This is a genomic window from Micromonospora sp. NPDC049081 (assembly GCF_040648835.1).
Lineage (GTDB): Bacteria > Actinomycetota > Actinomycetes > Mycobacteriales > Micromonosporaceae > Micromonospora > Micromonospora antibiotica.
The window spans coordinates 36,631-52,551 of sequence record NZ_JBEZEK010000031.1 but is presented as its reverse complement, the minus strand read 5'-3'; the positions used below and the strand labels follow the sequence as shown (position 1 = coordinate 52,551).

Genomic DNA, 15,921 nt, shown 5'->3' with positions numbered 1-15,921 from the left:
TCCGGATCGTGGGCCGATCCGGTCACCAGCGCGTCGTCTCGTTTCGGTGCCCGAGGGCGGCCCACACCTCGGAAATCGTCTGGTAACGGGTGCCCTCCGGCAGCCGCTCCAGGGCGGCCACGAGGTCGTCGGGCGCCTGGTTCTCCCGCGCGTTGGCGACCAGGGCCAGGCGGTCCCCCGGCAGGGCCGCCATCGTGATGAACCGGCCCAACCGGCTGCGCGCCTCCACGTCCTCCGAGGTCATCCCCTGGGGGGTGCCGGTCCGCAGGTCGCCCGCCGGGGCCGTGGTGGCGCCCGGCTGGTCCTCGCCGGCCGGCTCCGCCTCGCGGAACTCCTCGACCCGCGAGCCCGCGGTGCCCGGCCCCTGGACGAGGCCGCTGACCTCCTGGCTCATCTGGTCGTCGACCCTCGGTGCGTGCTTGCTGCTGCCACGTTCCATGTCTGGTGTGCTACCCGCAGTCGGTGCGGGGAAACGTTGGGCCGGACACGGGTACCCCGACGGTCACGAACCGGCGGTGGCCTTCGGCGGCAACGCCGGCTCAGCCGCGGCGTCCCGGCCCGCCTGCAACCGGCGTCCCCGCTGCAACTCGGCGTTGATCTGCACCCCGAACATCAGCGCCGAGTTCGACAGGTACAGCCACACCAGGAAGGCGATGACCGCGCCCAGGCTGCCGTAGGTGACGTCGTACGAGCCGAAGTTGGCCACGTAGAGGCCGAAACCGAAGGAGGCGACGATCCAGGACAGCAGGGCCACCGCCCCACCCGGGGTGAGCCAGCGGAACCGGGGCTGCCGGACGTTCGGTGCGATCCAGAACATCAGCGACAACAGGGTCATCATCACCATGGCCAGCACCGGCCACTTCGCGACGCTCCACACCGTGCGGGCCAGTCCACCCGCCCCCACCAGGTCACCCACCGCGTCGGTCACCGGGCCGCTGACGATCAGGCCCAGCGCCACCACCGCGAGCAGCACCAGCGACAGCGCGGCCATCGCGATCTGCAACGGGCGGAGCCGGTAGAACGGGCGGCCCTCCTCGACCCCGTAGATCGCGTTGGAGGCCCGGGTGAACGCGCCGATGAACCCGGACGCCGACCACAACGCACCCGCCAACCCGAAGCTGAGCAGCACCTTCGTGCCGCTCTGCTGGTCGACGACCGTGCGGACCACGGAGACGAAACCCTCGTTGCCGACCACCGAGCCGGCCCCGATGTCGCGGGCCAGATCCAACACCGTGTCCACGGTGCGCTCGCCGTCGGAGACCAGACCGACCAGGGCGACCACCACGACCGTGGACGGAAAGAGGGCGAGCACCCCGTAGTAGGTCAACGCCGCCGCCCAGTCGGCGCAGTTGTCCTTCACGAAACCCTGCCCGCTGCGGATCAGCACCCCCCGCCAGGTGGACCAGCTCAACTGGCGCATCCGCCGGGGAATCCGCAGCTGCGGTCCGTCCTCGGCGACCGCGGTCGGCTCCGTCGTCGCTGCCATGCTCGGCTCCTCGTCGCCCGGCGACCCGCGGACCCGACGTCCGGTGCGCGCCTGGGCCGGGCGGTACCCGACGGCGGAAATCGACAAACCCGACGCCCGTGTTTGCCGGTGCGGGCGCAGGGAACCGTGCAGACAGCCAGACAGTCGACGCGGAGGAGGACGAGATGCCCGGGCGCGAGGTACTGCCCAGCACGCTGCGACGCTCCCCGGACAAGGCGCAACGCACCTGGGAGAAGACACACGACTCGGCGGTGCAGACCTACGGCGAGGGGGAACGGGCGCACCGCGCCGCCTTCGCCGCCGTCAAGCACAGCTTCGAGAAGGTCGGCGACCACTGGGAACCCAAGGGACGCAAGGGACCCAGCGACCGGCAGGCCGCCGGCGGTGGCCCCGCCCGCCGGGCACCCACCGCCGGCGGGGTGGACGCCAACGCCACCAAGGACCACCTGATGCAGGTGGCGAAGAAACTCGACGTGCCGGGCCGCAGTCGGATGACCAAGCCGGAACTGGTCAAGGCCATCGAGAAGGCCAACGACCGGGCCACCCGCAAGGCCCGGGGCGACTGACCGCCGGATCCGGTGAGGTACGCGGGCCGCCCCGGTTCGGGGCGGCCCGGCTCACCAGTGCCCGCCGGCCGGCGGTTCCAGGTGGACCGCCTTGACCGTGCTGAACTCGTCCAGCAGTTCCGGGCCGTACCCGAAGCCCTGGCCGCTGCCCCGGCGTGGCTGCGCGGCACCACCCGGAGCGCCCCCGAACACCGCGTTGACCTTCACGGTGCCAACCGGCAGCTCCCGCCAGGCCCGCTGGGCGTGGCTCATCGACCCGGTCAGCACCGTCGCCGCCAGCCCGTACGGCGAGTCGGCGGCACACCGCAGCGCCTCGCTGAACGAATCCACCGAAACCACCGCCGCCACCGGCCCGAACGTCTCCTCCCGGACCAGCGTCATCTCGTGCCGGCAGTCGGTGACCACCGTCGCCGGATAGAACGCCCCCGGCCCGTCCGGCAGCACCCCACCGGCGCGCAGCGTCGCCCCCTGCGCCACCGCCGCCGTGACCTGCCCGTGCACCTGGTCGCGGTGCCGCCGGTCGACGAGCGGGCCCAGCTCGGTGGCCGGGTCGCGCCCCGGCCCGACGACCAGCGCCCCGGCCCGCTGCACCAGCGCGTCGACGAAGTCCTCCGCGACGTCCCGGTGCGCGTAGATCCGCTCCACCGCCACGCAGAGCTGCCCGGCGTTGGCGAACGCCCCGAGGGCCGCCTGTTCGGCCGCCCAGCCCGGGTCCACCCCGGCGTCGACCACCAGCGGGTCGCTGCCGCCGTTCTCCAGCAGGGCCTTGGCCCCGGTCCGGGCGCAGGCCGCCGCGATCGCCCGGCCGGTCGCGGTGGCACCGACGTGCGCCACCACGTCCACCGGCTGCGCGGCCAACGCCGCACCCACCTCCGCGCCCCCGGTCAGCAGGGACAGCACCCCCGCCGGGAACACCCCGTCGAGCAGCCGGGCCAGCAGCCAACCGGTCACCGGGGTCCGTTCGCTGGGCTTGAACAGCACCACGTTGCCGGTGACCAGGGCGGCACCGAGCAGGCCGCAGGAGACCGCCACCGGGTCGTTCCACGGGGTGATCGCGGCGACCACCCCCCGAGGCTGCGGCGTCATGAAGTCGATCGCGTCGACGCCGCCGTGCAGCGTCCGGCCGCCCCGCAGCGGGCCCAGTTCGGCGTACTGGCGCAGGGTGCCCACGCCGGCCGCCACCCCGCCACGGGCGTCACCCAGCGGCTTGCCCATCTCCGCCGTGGTCGCCGCGGCCAACTCCTCAGCGTCCGCCGCCACCGCGTCCGCCGCCTGGAGCAGCAGCTCCGCACGCTGCGCCGTCGCGGTGGCCGCCCACTCGGCGGCCACCTCCCGGGCCGCCTCGACCGCCTTGGCCACCTCGTCCGCCGTCGCCACCGGCACGGTGCCGACGGGGGAGCCGTCGGCCGGGTCGTGGACCGTCAGCTCACCACCCTCGCCGCCCGCGCCCCACACCCCGCCGATCAGCTGCTCCACCCGGTACATGCGGCGGGATGCCCCGCTCCCGGCGAAGCAAACGCGTTTCGCCCGGTTGCCGGCCGGGTAGCCGGATCTGATGATCGCGACCGGCACGGACAGCGCGGACGCCGTCGTCATCGGCGCCGGACACAACGGCCTGGTGGCCGCCAACCTGCTCGCCGACGCCGGCTGGGACGTCCTGGTGCTCGAGGCGACCGACGCGCCCGGTGGTGCGGTGCGCTCCGCCGAGGTCACCGCCCCCGGCTACCTCAGCGACCTCTACAGCTCCTTCTACCCCCTCGGGTACGCCTCCCCGGTGCTGGCCGGCCTCGACCTGCCCCGCTACGGGCTGACCTGGACGCACGCCCCCGACGTGCTGGCCCACCTGCTGCCCGACGGGCGGGCCGCCGTGATCAACCGGGACCTGGACACCACCGCCGCCTCGCTGGAGACGTTCGCCCCCGGCGACGGGGACCGCTGGCGACACGCGTACGCCGACTGGGCGCAGGTGTCCGGGCCGATGCTCGACGCCATCACCACCCCCTTCCCCCCGGTACGCGGCGGGCTGGGTCTGCTACGCCAACTGCGGGTCGGCGGCGCGCTGCGCCTGGCCCGCCGGCTGGTCCTGCCGGTACGCAAACTCGGCGGTGAACTGTTCACCGGCGAGGGCGGCCCCGCGCTGCTGGCCGGCTGCGCCCTGCACACCGACCTGTCCCCCGAGGAGGCCGGCTCCGGCGTGTACGGCTGGCTGCTGGCCATGCTGGGTCAGCAGGTCGGCTGGCCGGTGCCGGTCGGTGGCGCCCAGCGGATCACCGACACGCTGGTCGCCCGGCTCACCGAACGCGGCGGCCGGATCTCCTACCGGGCGCAGGTCGACCGGGTGCTCACCGCCCGGGGCCGGGCGATGGGGGTGCGTACCGTCGGCGGGGCCACGTTTCGGGCCCGCCGGGCGGTGCTCGCCGACGTGCCCGCTCCCGCCCTCTACCTGGACCTGGTGGGTGCCGCTCTGCTGCCACCCCGACTGGTGGAGGACCTGGCCCACTTCCGCTGGGACGGCTCCACCCTCAAGGTCGACTGGGCGTTGTCCGCCCCGCTGCCGTGGACCAACCCGGCGGTGGCCGGCGCCGGCACCGTGCACCTGGGCGCCGATCTCGACGGGCTCACCACGTACTCCGCCGAACTGGCCCGGGGCGAGATCCCGGCACAGCCGTTCCTGCTGGTGGGGCAGATGAGCACCGCCGACCCGACGCACTCGCCGGCCGGCACCGAGTCGCTCTGGGCGTACACCCACCTGCCGTTCCGGCGGGACTGGCGGGCCGAGGACATCGCCCGCCAGGTGGACCGGATGGAGGACGTGCTGGAGGCCGCCGCCCCCGGGTTCCGCAGCCGGATCGTCGGCCGGCACGTCGCCGGTCCGGCCGAGCTGGAGCAGGGTGACCCGAGCCTGGTCGGCGGGGCGCTGGGCGGTGGCACCGCGGCGGCGTACCAGCAGCTGTTCCTGCGCCCGATCCCCGGCCTGGGCCGGGCCGACACCCCCATCGACCGGCTCTACCTGGCCAGCGCGTCGGCGCACCCCGGCGGCGGGGTGCACGGCGCACCCGGCGCGAACGCCGCCCGCGCCGCGCTGGCCCGCGACCGTGCCGTCACCGGCGGCCTGTACGCCGGGATGATCGACGCCGCGCACCGGACGCTCTACCGCGCCGACCACTGAACCGGGCCGAACCGGCCCCGCAGCGGGCACCGGCGACCCCGGTCACCGGTGCCCGCGTCAGGAGTCCAGGTTGCGGTGCCGGGTACGCAGCTTGAACGGCATCAGCGCGCTCTCCACCTTGGTGGCGGTCGTCATCTTGGACAGGCCGTCGCGACGCTCCTCGAACCGGATCGGCACCTCCAGGATGGTGTGCCCCAGCTTGGTGGCCAGGTAGTGCATCTCCACCTGGAAGCTGTAACCGTTCGACTGCACCCGGTGCAGGCCGATGTCACGCAACGCGTCGGCCCGCCAGATCTTGAAGCCGGCGGTCAGGTCACGGATGCGCACCCGCAGCAGCGTGTGCACGTACAGGTTGGCCCAGCCGCTGAGCGCCCGCCGGTAGAGCGGCCACGCCTCGTCGAGCTGGCCGCCGGGCACGTACCGGGACCCGATCACCACGCCGGCCTGGGTGGACAGCAACGCCCCCAGCATCCCGGGCAGCGCCTCCGGCGGGTGCGACAGGTCGGCGTCCATCTGCGCCACGTACTCCGCGCCGCCGTCCAGGGCCCGGCCGATGCCGTCGACGTACGCCCGGCCCAGGCCCTCCTTGCCGGCCCGGTGCACCACCTGCACCTTGTCCGGGTGCTCGATGGCCAGCTTGTCGGCCACCTCGCCGGTGCCGTCCGGCGAGTTGTCGTCGGCGACGAGCACCTTCAACCCCGGCAGCGGAAGGGCCAGCAGCCGGTCGACCAACACCGGGAGGTTGCCCGCCTCGTTGTAGGTGGGGACCACGACGGTCAGGCGTGCGTCCCGCCACGGTGACGGCAGCTCCACGGGTTCGATCATGTCGGACATCCTCAGTCGGCGGACGGCATTCCCCCACAGGGTAGCCAAAAGCCCGGCGGGACCCCGCCGAGGCTCCCCGCGACCGTCCGGTCACCGATCGGCGTGCGTGTCGGCCTTCTGCCGTACGGCGATGTCGGAGAGCCGACGCAGGGTCTCCTTGTTGCGCTGGTGCAGCACCAGGTCGTTGAGCTTGGTGCGGAACCAGCGCAACGGGCCGGCGGCGAAGTCCTCGCCGATGCGGACCCGGGTCGCACCGTCACCGGTCGGGGTCAGGGTGAACACCACGATCGCCTCCCCGGCCGGCCACAGGCCGGCCCGCAGCACCAGCCGGTGCGGTGGGTCGCAGGCCAGCACCGTCGAGGCGTCCTCCAGCGAGAACGGCCACGGCCCGGCCCGGTGGTGCAGCCGGGTGCCCACCCGGGGCCACTGCGCGTCGACGTCGCGCACGTGCACCGTGCCGACCACCCAGTCGCTGTACGTCCACCCGTCGGCCAGCACGTCGAAGACCTGCTGCGGGGGTGCATCGACCACTCCCTCCACGATCGCCATCGCTGCCCTGTACCCGGGTCGTCCCGGCCTAACCCGGCGCGTTAGCTTCTCCGGGCCGACGGGTAACGCTGCACCGGCGACCCGACCCACCTGCCGACAGGGTCAGGTTTACTCCCCGGGGCCTCGGGAACCCGCCGCCCGTGCCACGGGACGCGGAGCCATATCAGTGCAGGTCAGGCCGGGTTGACCCGGGCGTTGGCCGGGGCCGTCCCGCGCTGTACGACGCGGTGCTGCTCGACCGCGACGGCACCCTGATCGAGGACGTCCCCTACAACGGCGACCCGGACAAGGTCCGGCCGGTGCCGGGGGCCCGGGCGGCACTGGACCGGCTGCGCGCCGCGGGCCTGCGCCTCGGGGTGGTCACCAACCAGTCGGGGCTGGCCCGGGGGCTGTTCACCGCCGCACAGCTGCGCGCCGTCAACGCCCGGGTGGAGGAGCTGCTCGGCCCGTTCGACACCTGGCAGCACTGCCCGCACGACGAGCGCGCCGGCTGCGGCTGCCGCAAGCCCGCCCCGGGCATGGTGCACGCCGCCGCGCGGGCGCTCGGCACCACCGCGGACCGCTGCGTGCTGGTCGGGGACATCGACGCCGACCAGGCCGCCGCCGCTGCGGCCGGTGCCGCCGCGATCCTGGTGCCCACCCCCACCACCCGGGCCGCCGAGGTGGCCGCCGCCGGACACGTCGCCGCCGACCTGCCCGCCGCCGTGGACCTGATCCTGCGCCGGGCCGCCCTGGTCGCCGCGCCGTCCCCGCGCCGCACCGGCACGGTGCTGGTGGTCCGCAGCGACTCCGCCGGGGACGTCCTGGTCACCGGTCCCGCCATCCGCGCCGTCGCCGGTCACGCCGGGCGCGTCGTGCTGCTCTGCGGCCCCCGGGGCCGGGACGCCGCCGCCCTGCTGCCCGGTGTCGACGAGATCGTCGAGTGGCCGCTGCCCTGGATCGACGGCGCACCCGCCCCGGTCGACCCGCAGGACATCGACCGGCTCACCGCCCGGCTGCGGGCGGTACGCGCCGACGAGGCGGTCGTCTTCACCTCCTTCCACCAGTCACCGCTGCCGCTGGCCCTGCTGCTGCGGATGGCCGGTGTCCCGAGGGTCAGCGCGATCAGTGACGACTACCCCGGCTCCCTGCTCGACGTCCGGCACCGGGTCCCCGCCGGGCTGCCCGAGCCGGAACGGGCGTTGTCGCTGGCCGTCGCCGCCGGCTTCGCCCTGCCCGACGGCGACGACCTGCGGCTGCGGGTGCGCACCGACCGGCTGCCGCCCGCACCGGCCGGGCTCGGCGACCCCGGCTACCTGGTGCTGCATCCCGGTTCGGCGGTGCCGAGCCGGGCCGTGCCACCCGACCTGGCCGCCCGGATCGTCCGGGTGCTCACCGCCGCCGGGCACCGGGTGGCGGTCACCGGCGGACCCGACGAGGCCGCGCTGACCGCCCGGGTGGCCGGCGATACCGGCATCGACCTGGGCGGCCGGACCGGGCTGGCCGACCTGGCCGGGGTGCTCGCCGACGCCGGTGCGCTGGTGGTGGGCAACACCGGGCCGGCGCACCTGGCCGCCGCGCTGGGCGTGCCGGTGGTCAGCCTGTTCGCCCCGACCGTCCCCTACGGACAGTGGGGTCCGTACCGGGTGCCGACGGTCCGGCTGGGCGACGCCGCCGCCCCCTGCCGGGACACCCGGGCCACGGTCTGCCCGGTACCCGGCCACCCCTGCCTGGCCGCCGTCGAACCGGGCCGGGTCCTCGACGCGGTACGCCTGCTGGGCGTTCCCGCCGACGCCCCGACCGGCCCGGTCGGCGTGCCGCTCCTCGGCCCCGCCGGGCCGTCACCGGCCGGACCCTCGCCGGCCGGGACGTCGCCGGTGACCGTGGGGCGGGGGAGTCACCGATGAACATCCTGCTCTGGCACGTACACGGGTCGTGGACCACGTCCTTCGTGCACGGCAAGCACCGCTACCTGGTGCCGGTCACCCCCGACCGGGGCGCGTACGGGCTGGGCCGGGCGCGCACCTACCCGTGGCCGGACAGCGCCGTCGAGGTGACCCCGCAGCAGTTGCGCCACGCCGACGTCGACGTGGTGCTGCTGCAACGCCCCGAGGAGTACGACCTGGCCGGCGAGTGGCTCGGCCGACCGGTGGGCCGGGCGGTGCCGGCGGTCTACGTCGAACACAACACCCCGAAGGGCGACGTGCCGAACACCCGGCACCCGATGGCCGACCGGGACGACCTGCTGCTCACCCACGTCACCCACTTCAACGAGCTGTTCTGGGACAACGGGAGCACCCGCACCGCAGTCGTCGAGCACGGGGTGGTGCCCCCCGCCGTCACCTGGACCGGCGAGCTGGACCGGCTCGCCGTGGTGATCAACGAGCCGGTACGCCGGGGGCGGATCACCGGCACCGACCTGCTGGCCCGGTTCGCCGAGATCGCTCCGCTGGACGTCTTCGGGATGAAGGTCGCCGGGCTCGCCGACCACCTGGGCCTGCCGGCCGACCGGCTGACCAGCCACGACGACGTCCCGCAGCACCGGATGCACGCCGAGTTGGCCCGGCGGCGGGCCTACCTGCACCTGTGCCGGTGGACCTCGCTGGGGCTGAGCCTGATCGAGGCGATGACCATCGGCATGCCCGTGGTCGCGCTGGCCACCACCGAGGCCGTACAGGCGGTGCCACCGGGGGCGGGGGCGCTGTCCACCCGGGTCGACACCCTGCTCGCCGCCGCCGCCGGGTTCGTCGCCGACCCCGCCGAGGCCCGCCGGGTGGGTGCGCAGGCGCGTACCGCCGCGCTGGGCCGTTACGGCCTCGACCGTTTCCTCGCCGACTGGGACCGCCTGCTGGAGGAGGAAGTATGCGCATCGCGATGATCTCCGAGCACGCCAGCCCGCTCGCCGTGCTGGGCGGTGAGGACGCCGGTGGGCAGAACACGCATGTCGCGGAACTCTCCGCCGCGCTGGTGGCGGCCGGCCACGACGTCCGGGTCTACACCCGGCGCGACGCCGTCGACCTGCCGGTCACCGTCCGGGCCCCGGACGGGTACGAGGTGGTGCACGTGCCCGCCGGCCCGGCCGAGCCGGTCGCCAAGGACGCCCTGCTGCCGCACATGAAGGAGTTCAGCCACTGGCTCACCGCCCGGTGGCGGGGCGGGGACTGGACACCCGAGGTGGTGCACGCGCACTTCTGGATGAGCGGGCTGGCCGCGCTCGCCGCCAGCCGGCAGACCGGGGTGCCGGTGGTGCAGACCTACCACGCGTTGGGCACCGTCAAGAAGCGCTACCAGGGGGTGCAGGACACCAGCCCGGCCCGGCGGATCGGCTACGAACGGGAACTGGGCCGCGCCGTCGACCGGGTCGTCGCCCAGTGCCGCGACGAGGTCGGGGAGCTGGTCCGCCTCGGTGTCCCCCGGTCCCGGATGACCGTCGTGCCGTCCGGGGTGAACCTGGACACCTTCGCCCCGCTCGGCCCGGCCGTCGAGCGGGAACCCGACCGTCCCCGGGTGCTCACCGTCGGCCGGCTGGTCGAGCGTAAGGGCTTCCAGACGGTGATCCGGGCGATGGCACTGGTGCCCGACGCCGAGTGCCTGGTGGTCGGGGGGCCGCCCGCCGGGCTGCTGGAGACCGACCCGTACGCCCGGCGGCTGCGGGCGCTCGCCGGCACCTGCGGGGTAGCCGACCGGGTCCGGCTGGTCGGGGCGGTGCCCCGGGAGGAGATGGGCCGCTGGTACCGGTCGGCCGACGTGCTGGTCGCCGCGCCCTGGTACGAACCGTTCGGGCTGACCCCGTTGGAGGCGATGGCCTGCGGGGTGCCCGTCGTCGGTACCGCGGTCGGCGGCATCCGCGACACCGTGGTCGACGGGGTGACCGGCGACCTGGTCCCGGCCCGTGACCCGCAGGCGTTGGCCGCCGCGCTGGGCAGCCTGCTCGGCGACCGGATCCGCCGCTTCGGGTACGCCACCGCCGCGTTGCAGCGGGCCCGCCACAGCTACTCCTGGGCGACCGCCGCCGACCGGCTGGCCGAGGTGTACGCCGAGGTCGCCGCCGTGCACCGGCCGAGCCGGGTGGTCGCCTGATGACGACGTCGACCCGGGCGGCGCGGGCCGGCCTGCTGGACGCGCACCTCGACCTGTTGGTCGAGGCGATGCTGCCGTACCGCGCGGCGGAGCCGTTGCTGGCCCGCTGGGGCACCGAGCTGGCCGGCATCCTGGTCGGCGGCGGGCGGTTGCTGGTCGCCGGCAACGGGGGCAGCGCCGCCGAGGCCCAGCACCTCACCGCCGAGCTGGTCGGCCGGCTGCGTGACGATCGGCAGCCGCTGTCGGCGATCGCCCTGCACGCCGAGACCTCGGCGTTGACCGCGATCGGCAACGACTACGGCTACGACGAGGTCTTCGCCCGCCAGGTACGGGCCCACGGCCGGCCGGGTGACGTGCTGCTGCTGATGTCGACCAGCGGGGCCAGCGGCAATCTGCTCGCCGCCGTCGACGCCGCCCGGGAGACCGGGTTGCGCTGCTGGGCGTTCACCGGCCCCGCGCCGAACCCGCTCGCCGGGGCCTGCCACGAGGCGCTGACCGTCGCCTCCCCGGACAGCCAGGTGGTGCAGGAGCTGCACCTGGTCTCCACCCATGTGCTCTGCGAGTACGTCGACCGGGCGCTGCCCACGGCGCTGGCGGCCCTGGCCGGGCAGTCGGCCGCCGTGGCCGCCGACCGTGGCGTCGCCCCGACCGGGCCGCCGCCCGCCACCCCGGTCGCCGTCCCGGACCTGCCGGTCGACGGCCCGCCGGCCGACGAACTGCCCGATCCGCTAACGGACGCCCTGCCCGACCCGTCGGTGGACGCCCTGCCCGACCCGTCGGACGGTCTGCCGGTGGACGGTCCGTTGGGGGATGGTCCGGCGGGGGATCGTCGGCCCGTGCCACCGCTGGCGGACCCCGGTCCGGTGCGGGCCGGGGTGGAGGTGGTCGTCGACGGGATCGACCCGGCGGCCGACGGGCACCGGGAGGATCCGGCGTGAGGGGCCCACTGGTGGTGGTCGGGGACACCCTGCTCGACCGGGACGTCGAGGGGGTGGTGAACCGGCTCTGCCCCGACTCACCCGTGCCGGTGCTGGACGAGACGGCGTACGCCGACCGGCCCGGCGGGGCGGGCCTGGCCGCCGTCTTCGCCGCCGCAGGTGCCGAGGTGGCGTTGGTGACCGCCCTCGCCGACGACGCCGGGGCGGCCCGGCTCAGTTGCCTGCTGACCGCCGCCGGGGTGCAGGTGTACGGCCTGCCGCTGGCCGGGACCACGCCGGAGAAGATCCGGCTGCGGGCCCGGGGCCGGGTGCTGCTGCGCCACGACCGGGGCGGCGCGGCGGGAGAACCGGGGCCACCCTCCGAGGCGGTCCTCCGGCTGCTCGCGGGGGCGTCCGCGGTGCTGGTCAGCGACTACGGCCGGGGGGTGGCCCGGCAGCCGGCGCTGCGGGCGGCGCTGGCCGCGACCCGGGCCCCGGTGGTGTGGGACCCGCATCCGCGTGGCCCGGTCGCCGTGCCCGGGGTGCAGTTGGTCACGCCGAACGAGGCGGAGGCCCGGGACCTGGCCAAGGTGCCGCCGGGCGGGTCCCGGCTGGCGGTCGCGGCCCGTGCCGGGCAGGGGCTGCGGGACCGGTGGCGGGCCGGGGCGGTGGTGGTCACCCTCGGCGGTGACGGCGCGCTGCTCTGCTCCGCCGGTTCGACCCCGCTGATGGTCTCCGCGCCGCTGTCCGCCGAGGGGGACACCTGCGGGGCGGGGGACCGGTTCGCCGCGGCGGCCGGGCTGGCGCTGGCCCAGGGTGCGCTGGTCTCCGAGGCGGTCCAGGCGGCGGTCGGCGCGGCGTCGGCGTACGTGGCGGACGGGGGAGTGGCCACCGCGCTGCCCGCACCGGTGCGCGCCTGCCCGCCGGTGCTGGTCGGCGGCGGGGAGCGGATCGGGGCCGCCGCCGCCGGTGCGGTGGTGGCCGAGGTCCGGGCGGCCGGCGGGACGGTGGTGGCCACCGGCGGTTGCTTCGACCTGCTGCACGCCGGGCACGTGGCGACCCTCCAGGCCGCCCGGCAGCTCGGCGACTGCCTGGTGGTGTGCGTGAACTCCGACGCCAGCGTCACCGCGCTCAAGGGCCCGGACCGGCCGGTGATCCCGCAGGGGGACCGGGCCCGGCTGCTCGCCGCGCTGGGCTGCGTCGACGCGGTGGTGGTCTTCGACGAGACCACCCCGCACGCGGCGCTGGGCTGGCTGCGGCCCGACATCTGGGTCAAGGGCGGGGACTACGCCACCGGCGTCGGTGACGGACCGGCCCTGCCGGAGGCCGAGCTGTTGCGCCGGTGGGGTGGGGACAGCGTGGTGGTGCCGTACCTCGCCGGGCGTTCCACCACCGAGATGATCGCGGCGGCCCGCGGTGGACGCCGGACCGCCGCCCCGCAGCCGGGGCCGGCGGGTACCCCGGCCGGCCCGGCGCCTTCGACGGCGGGCCCGGCACGTACGACAGCGGAGGGAGCACGATGAGCAGCAGTCCACCCGGTGCCGGTCCGGCCGTCCTGGTCACCGGCGGGTCGAGCGGGCTCGGCGCGGCGGTGGTCGCCGCCGTGGCCGGCTCCGGCGGACGACCACTCGTGCTGGACCGACGCCGCCCCGGCGACGGGGTGCCGTGGGTCGAGTGCGACCTGGCCGACACCCGGGCCGCCGAGGAGGCCACCCGGGAGCTGGCCGAGCAGGCCGGCGGGTTGGACGCGGTGGTGACCGCCGCCGGGATGGACGTGCCGGGCCGGCTGGCCGACGTACCCCGCGACACCTGGGAGCGGATCGTCGTGGTGGACCTGCTCGCCACGGTGGCGGTGATCCGGGCCGCGCTGCCCTACCTGGAGGAGTCCCGGGGCAACGTCGTCACGGTCGCCTCCACCCTGGGCGTCAAGGCGGTCGGGGACGCCACCGCGTACTGCGCGGCGAAGTTCGGGGTGGTCGGGTTCACCCGGTCGCTCGCCGCCGAGCTGGCCGGCAGCGTCGGGGTGACCCTGGTGATCCCGGGCGGGATGCGGACCGCCTTCTTCGACGACCGCGACCCGCAGTACCGACCGGGGCCGGACGCCAAGCTCAACGACCCGGCCGACACCGCCGCCGCGATCATGTTCGCGCTGTCCCAACCACCCGGCTGTGCCGTGCGGGAGCTGGTGGTCTGCGCCGAACAGGAGACCTCGTACCCGTGATCCTGGTGCTGCGGGCGCTCGGCGTCGGTGACCTGGCCACCGCGGTGCCCGCGCTGCGGGCGCTGCGGGCCGGATACCCGGACGAGGAGCTGGTGCTGGCCGCGCCGGCCTGGCTGGGCCCGCTGGTCGACCTGGTCGGCGGGATCGACCGGTTACTACCCACCGACGACCTCGGCCGGCCACCCTGGCCCGACACGACCCGGTGGCCCGACCGGTCGTCCGGTGGTGCGCCGTCCTGGCCCGGGTCGTCGCCGTCGGGTGCGCCGGGGTGGTCCGGGCCGCCGCCGGAGGTGGCGGTCAACCTGCACGGTCGGGGACCGGGCTCGCACCGGATGCTGGCCGGGGCGGGCCGGCTGTGGGCCTTCCGGTGTCCGCCGGCCGGGCACTGCGCCGGCCCCGGCTGGCGCGACGACGAACACGAGGTGGACCGGTGGTGCCGGTTGCTCGCCTGGTACGGCGTCACGGCCGACCGCACCGACCTGGCGTTGCGCCGGCCGGCAGCGGGGCGGATGCCGACCGGGGCGACAGTCGTGCATCCCGGTAGCAAGGTCGAGGCGAAGCGGTGGCCGGCGGACCGGTTCGCCGCGTTGGCCCGGCAGCTGACCGACCGGGGGCACCGGGTGGTGGTGACCGGCTCGGCAGGCGAGCGGGAGCTGGCCGGCCGGGTGGCGGCCGACGCGGGCCTGCCGGGGTCGGCGGTGCTGGCCGGCCGGACCGACCTGGGTGAGTTGGCCGCGTTGGTGGCCGCCGCCCGGCTGGTGGTCAGCGGGGACACCGGGGTCGGCCACCTCGCGACCGCCTACCGGGTGCCGTCGGTGCTGCTGTTCGGCCCGGTGCCTCCGGCCCGGTGGGGGCCGCCGCCGGATCGGCCGTGGCACCGGGTGCTCTGGGCGTCGGGCGAGGATTGCGACGGTTCGTCCGGGGTACCACCGGCGTCGAGATGGGCGGCGCTCCCGGTCGACCGGGTGCTGGCCGCCGTGGACGAGGCCGAGGAAACGGTACGGGTCTGAGGTGCGACTGCGGCGCAGTGATCCGGGTCGGGCGGGGTACGGGCGTCGCCGACGCGGCAAGGGCTGGACCTTCCTGGACCGGCACGGTGACCGGGTCCGGGACCCCGACACCCTGGCCTGGCTGGGCGACCTGGTGATCCCACCGGCCTGGTCGGACGTGTGGATCGCGCCGTACCCCAACGGGCACATCCTGGCCACCGGCACCGACGCCGCAGGGCGCCGGCAGTACCTCTACCACCCCGAGTGGCGGCGTAAGCGGGACGAGGCGAAGTTCGACCACGTGCTGGAGGTGGCCCGGCGGCTGCCGAGCCTGCGGGAGCGTATCGCCGGTGACCTGGCCGGCCGGGGGCTGAACCGGGACCGGGTGCTCGCCACCGTCGCCCGCCTGCTCGACATGGGCACCTTCCGGGTCGGCAACGAGCAGTACGCCGTCGGGGAGGACGCCACCTTCGGGGTCTCCACCCTGCGCCCGGAGCACGCCCGGTCCCGGGGTGGCTGCGTGGTCTTCGAGTTCCCGGCCAAGGGTGGCATCGCCCAGGTCCGCCGGATCGAGGACCCGCAGCTGTGCCGGGTGCTGACCACCCTGCGGCGGCGACGGCGGACCGAGGAACGGCTCTTCGGCTACTGGGACGGGCGGGCCTGGCGGGACGTGCGCAGCGACGAGGTCAACGGATACCTGCGCGACGCCAGCGGCGGCGAGATGACCGCCAAGGACTTCCGCACCTGGCACGCCACCGTCCGGGCGGCCACCGAGCTGGCGACCGTGGGGACGCAGCGTTCCATGACGGCCCGTCGCCGGGCGGTGGCCGGGGTGATGCGGGAGGTCGCCGAACTGCTCGGCAACACCCCCACGGTGGCCCGTACGTCGTACGTGGATCCCCGGGTGGTCGACCTCTACCACGACGGGGTGGTGCTGCCCGTGGCCGCCGGCTCCCCGCAGGAGCAGGTCGAGCGGCTGGTGCTGGAGTTGCTGGAGGAGGCCTGACCGGCCCCGCCGCGAGTCCTGGGGGGAAGGGCGACGGGGCCGGGGTCGGTGCGGCCGGGGAGCCCACCGCGCGATGTCGGTCGCGCCGGGTGGATGCGGCACCGGGGCGGTCGTCCGTGACCGTGGGTCACGGA

At 75.6% G+C, this 15,921-nt stretch carries 14 protein-coding genes and 1 pseudogene; 10 read left to right on the top strand and 5 right to left on the bottom strand.

The window, feature by feature from the left end:
- Positions 1-22: 22 nt before the first annotated feature.
- Both AB0B63_RS29015 and AB0B63_RS29010 read right to left on the bottom strand, forming a co-directional pair.
- Entirely contained in the window at positions 23-439 is a 417-nt protein-coding gene (locus AB0B63_RS29015; RefSeq protein ID WP_208569395.1) for a DUF2795 domain-containing protein, read from the bottom strand.
- 63 nt (positions 440-502) lie between these two features.
- Entirely contained in the window at positions 503-1,486 is a 984-nt protein-coding gene (locus tag AB0B63_RS29010; RefSeq protein WP_208569396.1) for a YihY/virulence factor BrkB family protein, read from the bottom strand.
- Positions 1,487-1,650: 164 nt separating this feature from the next.
- Between AB0B63_RS29010 and AB0B63_RS29005 the strand changes: the two genes are divergently transcribed.
- The gene (locus AB0B63_RS29005) at positions 1,651-2,052 is read left to right on the top strand and encodes a ChaB family protein (protein WP_208569397.1); all 402 of its coding nucleotides are present in this window, start codon (positions 1,651-1,653) and stop codon (positions 2,050-2,052) included.
- 51 nt (positions 2,053-2,103) lie between these two features.
- Here the strand turns inward: AB0B63_RS29005 and AB0B63_RS29000 are convergent, their stop codons facing one another.
- Complete coding sequence (locus tag AB0B63_RS29000; protein ID WP_357024448.1) at positions 2,104-3,537, bottom strand: aldehyde dehydrogenase family protein; 1,434 nt, start codon at positions 3,535-3,537, stop codon at positions 2,104-2,106.
- A gap of 70 nt (positions 3,538-3,607) precedes the next feature.
- Between AB0B63_RS29000 and AB0B63_RS28995 the strand changes: the two genes are divergently transcribed.
- On the top strand, positions 3,608-5,221 hold the full coding sequence (locus tag AB0B63_RS28995) for an NAD(P)/FAD-dependent oxidoreductase (protein WP_357024445.1): 1,614 nt from the start codon (positions 3,608-3,610) through the stop codon (positions 5,219-5,221).
- 57 nt (positions 5,222-5,278) lie between these two features.
- Here AB0B63_RS28995 and AB0B63_RS28990 read toward each other — a convergent pair whose 3' ends face one another.
- Both AB0B63_RS28990 and AB0B63_RS28985 read right to left on the bottom strand, forming a co-directional pair.
- The gene (locus tag AB0B63_RS28990; protein ID WP_208569400.1) at positions 5,279-6,046 is read right to left on the bottom strand and encodes a polyprenol monophosphomannose synthase; all 768 of its coding nucleotides are present in this window, start codon (positions 6,044-6,046) and stop codon (positions 5,279-5,281) included.
- Between the two features lie 90 nt (positions 6,047-6,136).
- Positions 6,137-6,595 carry an SRPBCC family protein gene (locus AB0B63_RS28985; RefSeq protein ID WP_357024442.1) on the bottom strand — a complete coding sequence of 153 codons (459 nt, stop codon included), beginning with the start codon at positions 6,593-6,595 and terminating at the stop codon, positions 6,137-6,139.
- 140 nt (positions 6,596-6,735) lie between these two features.
- Between AB0B63_RS28985 and AB0B63_RS28980 the strand changes: the two genes are divergently transcribed.
- The 8 genes and pseudogenes from AB0B63_RS28980 (at position 6,736) to AB0B63_RS28945 (ending at position 15,787) form a co-directional block, all read left to right on the top strand.
- Positions 6,736-8,481: an HAD-IIIA family hydrolase gene (locus AB0B63_RS28980; protein WP_357024439.1), complete on the top strand. Its 1,746-nt coding sequence runs from the start codon at positions 6,736-6,738 to the stop codon at positions 8,479-8,481.
- Positions 8,478-9,452, top strand: coding sequence for a glycosyltransferase (locus tag AB0B63_RS28975; protein WP_357024436.1), 975 nt, complete (start codon positions 8,478-8,480; stop codon positions 9,450-9,452). The genes AB0B63_RS28980 and AB0B63_RS28975 overlap by 4 nt, the downstream gene beginning before the upstream one ends.
- Entirely contained in the window at positions 9,437-10,654 is a 1,218-nt protein-coding gene (locus tag AB0B63_RS28970; protein ID WP_208569404.1) for a glycosyltransferase, read from the top strand. Before AB0B63_RS28975 ends, AB0B63_RS28970 begins: the two co-directional genes overlap by 16 nt.
- Positions 10,655-10,722: 68 nt before the next feature.
- Positions 10,723-11,262: pseudogene (locus AB0B63_RS28965) on the top strand (SIS domain-containing protein); the annotation flags it as partial.
- Between the two features lie 326 nt (positions 11,263-11,588).
- Entirely contained in the window at positions 11,589-13,094 is a 1,506-nt protein-coding gene (locus tag AB0B63_RS28960; RefSeq protein WP_357024431.1) for a PfkB family carbohydrate kinase, read from the top strand.
- A complete protein-coding gene (locus AB0B63_RS28955; RefSeq protein ID WP_357024428.1) occupies positions 13,091-13,792 on the top strand; it encodes an SDR family oxidoreductase in 702 nt (233 codons plus the stop codon). The genes AB0B63_RS28960 and AB0B63_RS28955 overlap by 4 nt, the downstream gene beginning before the upstream one ends.
- Positions 13,789-14,802 carry a glycosyltransferase family 9 protein gene (locus AB0B63_RS28950; RefSeq protein WP_357024425.1) on the top strand — a complete coding sequence of 338 codons (1,014 nt, stop codon included), beginning with the start codon at positions 13,789-13,791 and terminating at the stop codon, positions 14,800-14,802. The genes AB0B63_RS28955 and AB0B63_RS28950 overlap by 4 nt, the downstream gene beginning before the upstream one ends.
- Position 14,803: 1 nt before the next feature.
- A complete protein-coding gene (locus AB0B63_RS28945; RefSeq protein WP_208569408.1) occupies positions 14,804-15,787 on the top strand; it encodes a DNA topoisomerase IB in 984 nt (327 codons plus the stop codon).
- Positions 15,788-15,921: the final 134 nt, after the last annotated feature.

Coding starts and splice junctions, on each gene's coding strand:
- AB0B63_RS29000 (WP_357024448.1), bottom strand. CDS start 3,537: ATGTACCGGGTGGAGCAGCTGATCGGCGGGGTGTGGGGCGCGGGCGGC.
- AB0B63_RS28995 (WP_357024445.1), top strand. CDS start 3,608: ATGATCGCGACCGGCACGGACAGCGCGGACGCCGTCGTCATCGGCGCC.
- AB0B63_RS29005 (WP_208569397.1), top strand. CDS start 1,651: ATGCCCGGGCGCGAGGTACTGCCCAGCACGCTGCGACGCTCCCCGGAC.
- AB0B63_RS28955 (WP_357024428.1), top strand. CDS start 13,091: ATGAGCAGCAGTCCACCCGGTGCCGGTCCGGCCGTCCTGGTCACCGGC.
- AB0B63_RS28985 (WP_357024442.1), bottom strand. CDS start 6,595: ATGGCGATCGTGGAGGGAGTGGTCGATGCACCCCCGCAGCAGGTCTTC.
- AB0B63_RS28975 (WP_357024436.1), top strand. CDS start 8,478: ATGAACATCCTGCTCTGGCACGTACACGGGTCGTGGACCACGTCCTTC.
- AB0B63_RS29010 (WP_208569396.1), bottom strand. CDS start 1,486: ATGGCAGCGACGACGGAGCCGACCGCGGTCGCCGAGGACGGACCGCAG.
- AB0B63_RS28970 (WP_208569404.1), top strand. CDS start 9,437: ATGCGCATCGCGATGATCTCCGAGCACGCCAGCCCGCTCGCCGTGCTG.
- AB0B63_RS28990 (WP_208569400.1), bottom strand. CDS start 6,046: ATGATCGAACCCGTGGAGCTGCCGTCACCGTGGCGGGACGCACGCCTG.
- AB0B63_RS29015 (WP_208569395.1), bottom strand. CDS start 439: ATGGAACGTGGCAGCAGCAAGCACGCACCGAGGGTCGACGACCAGATG.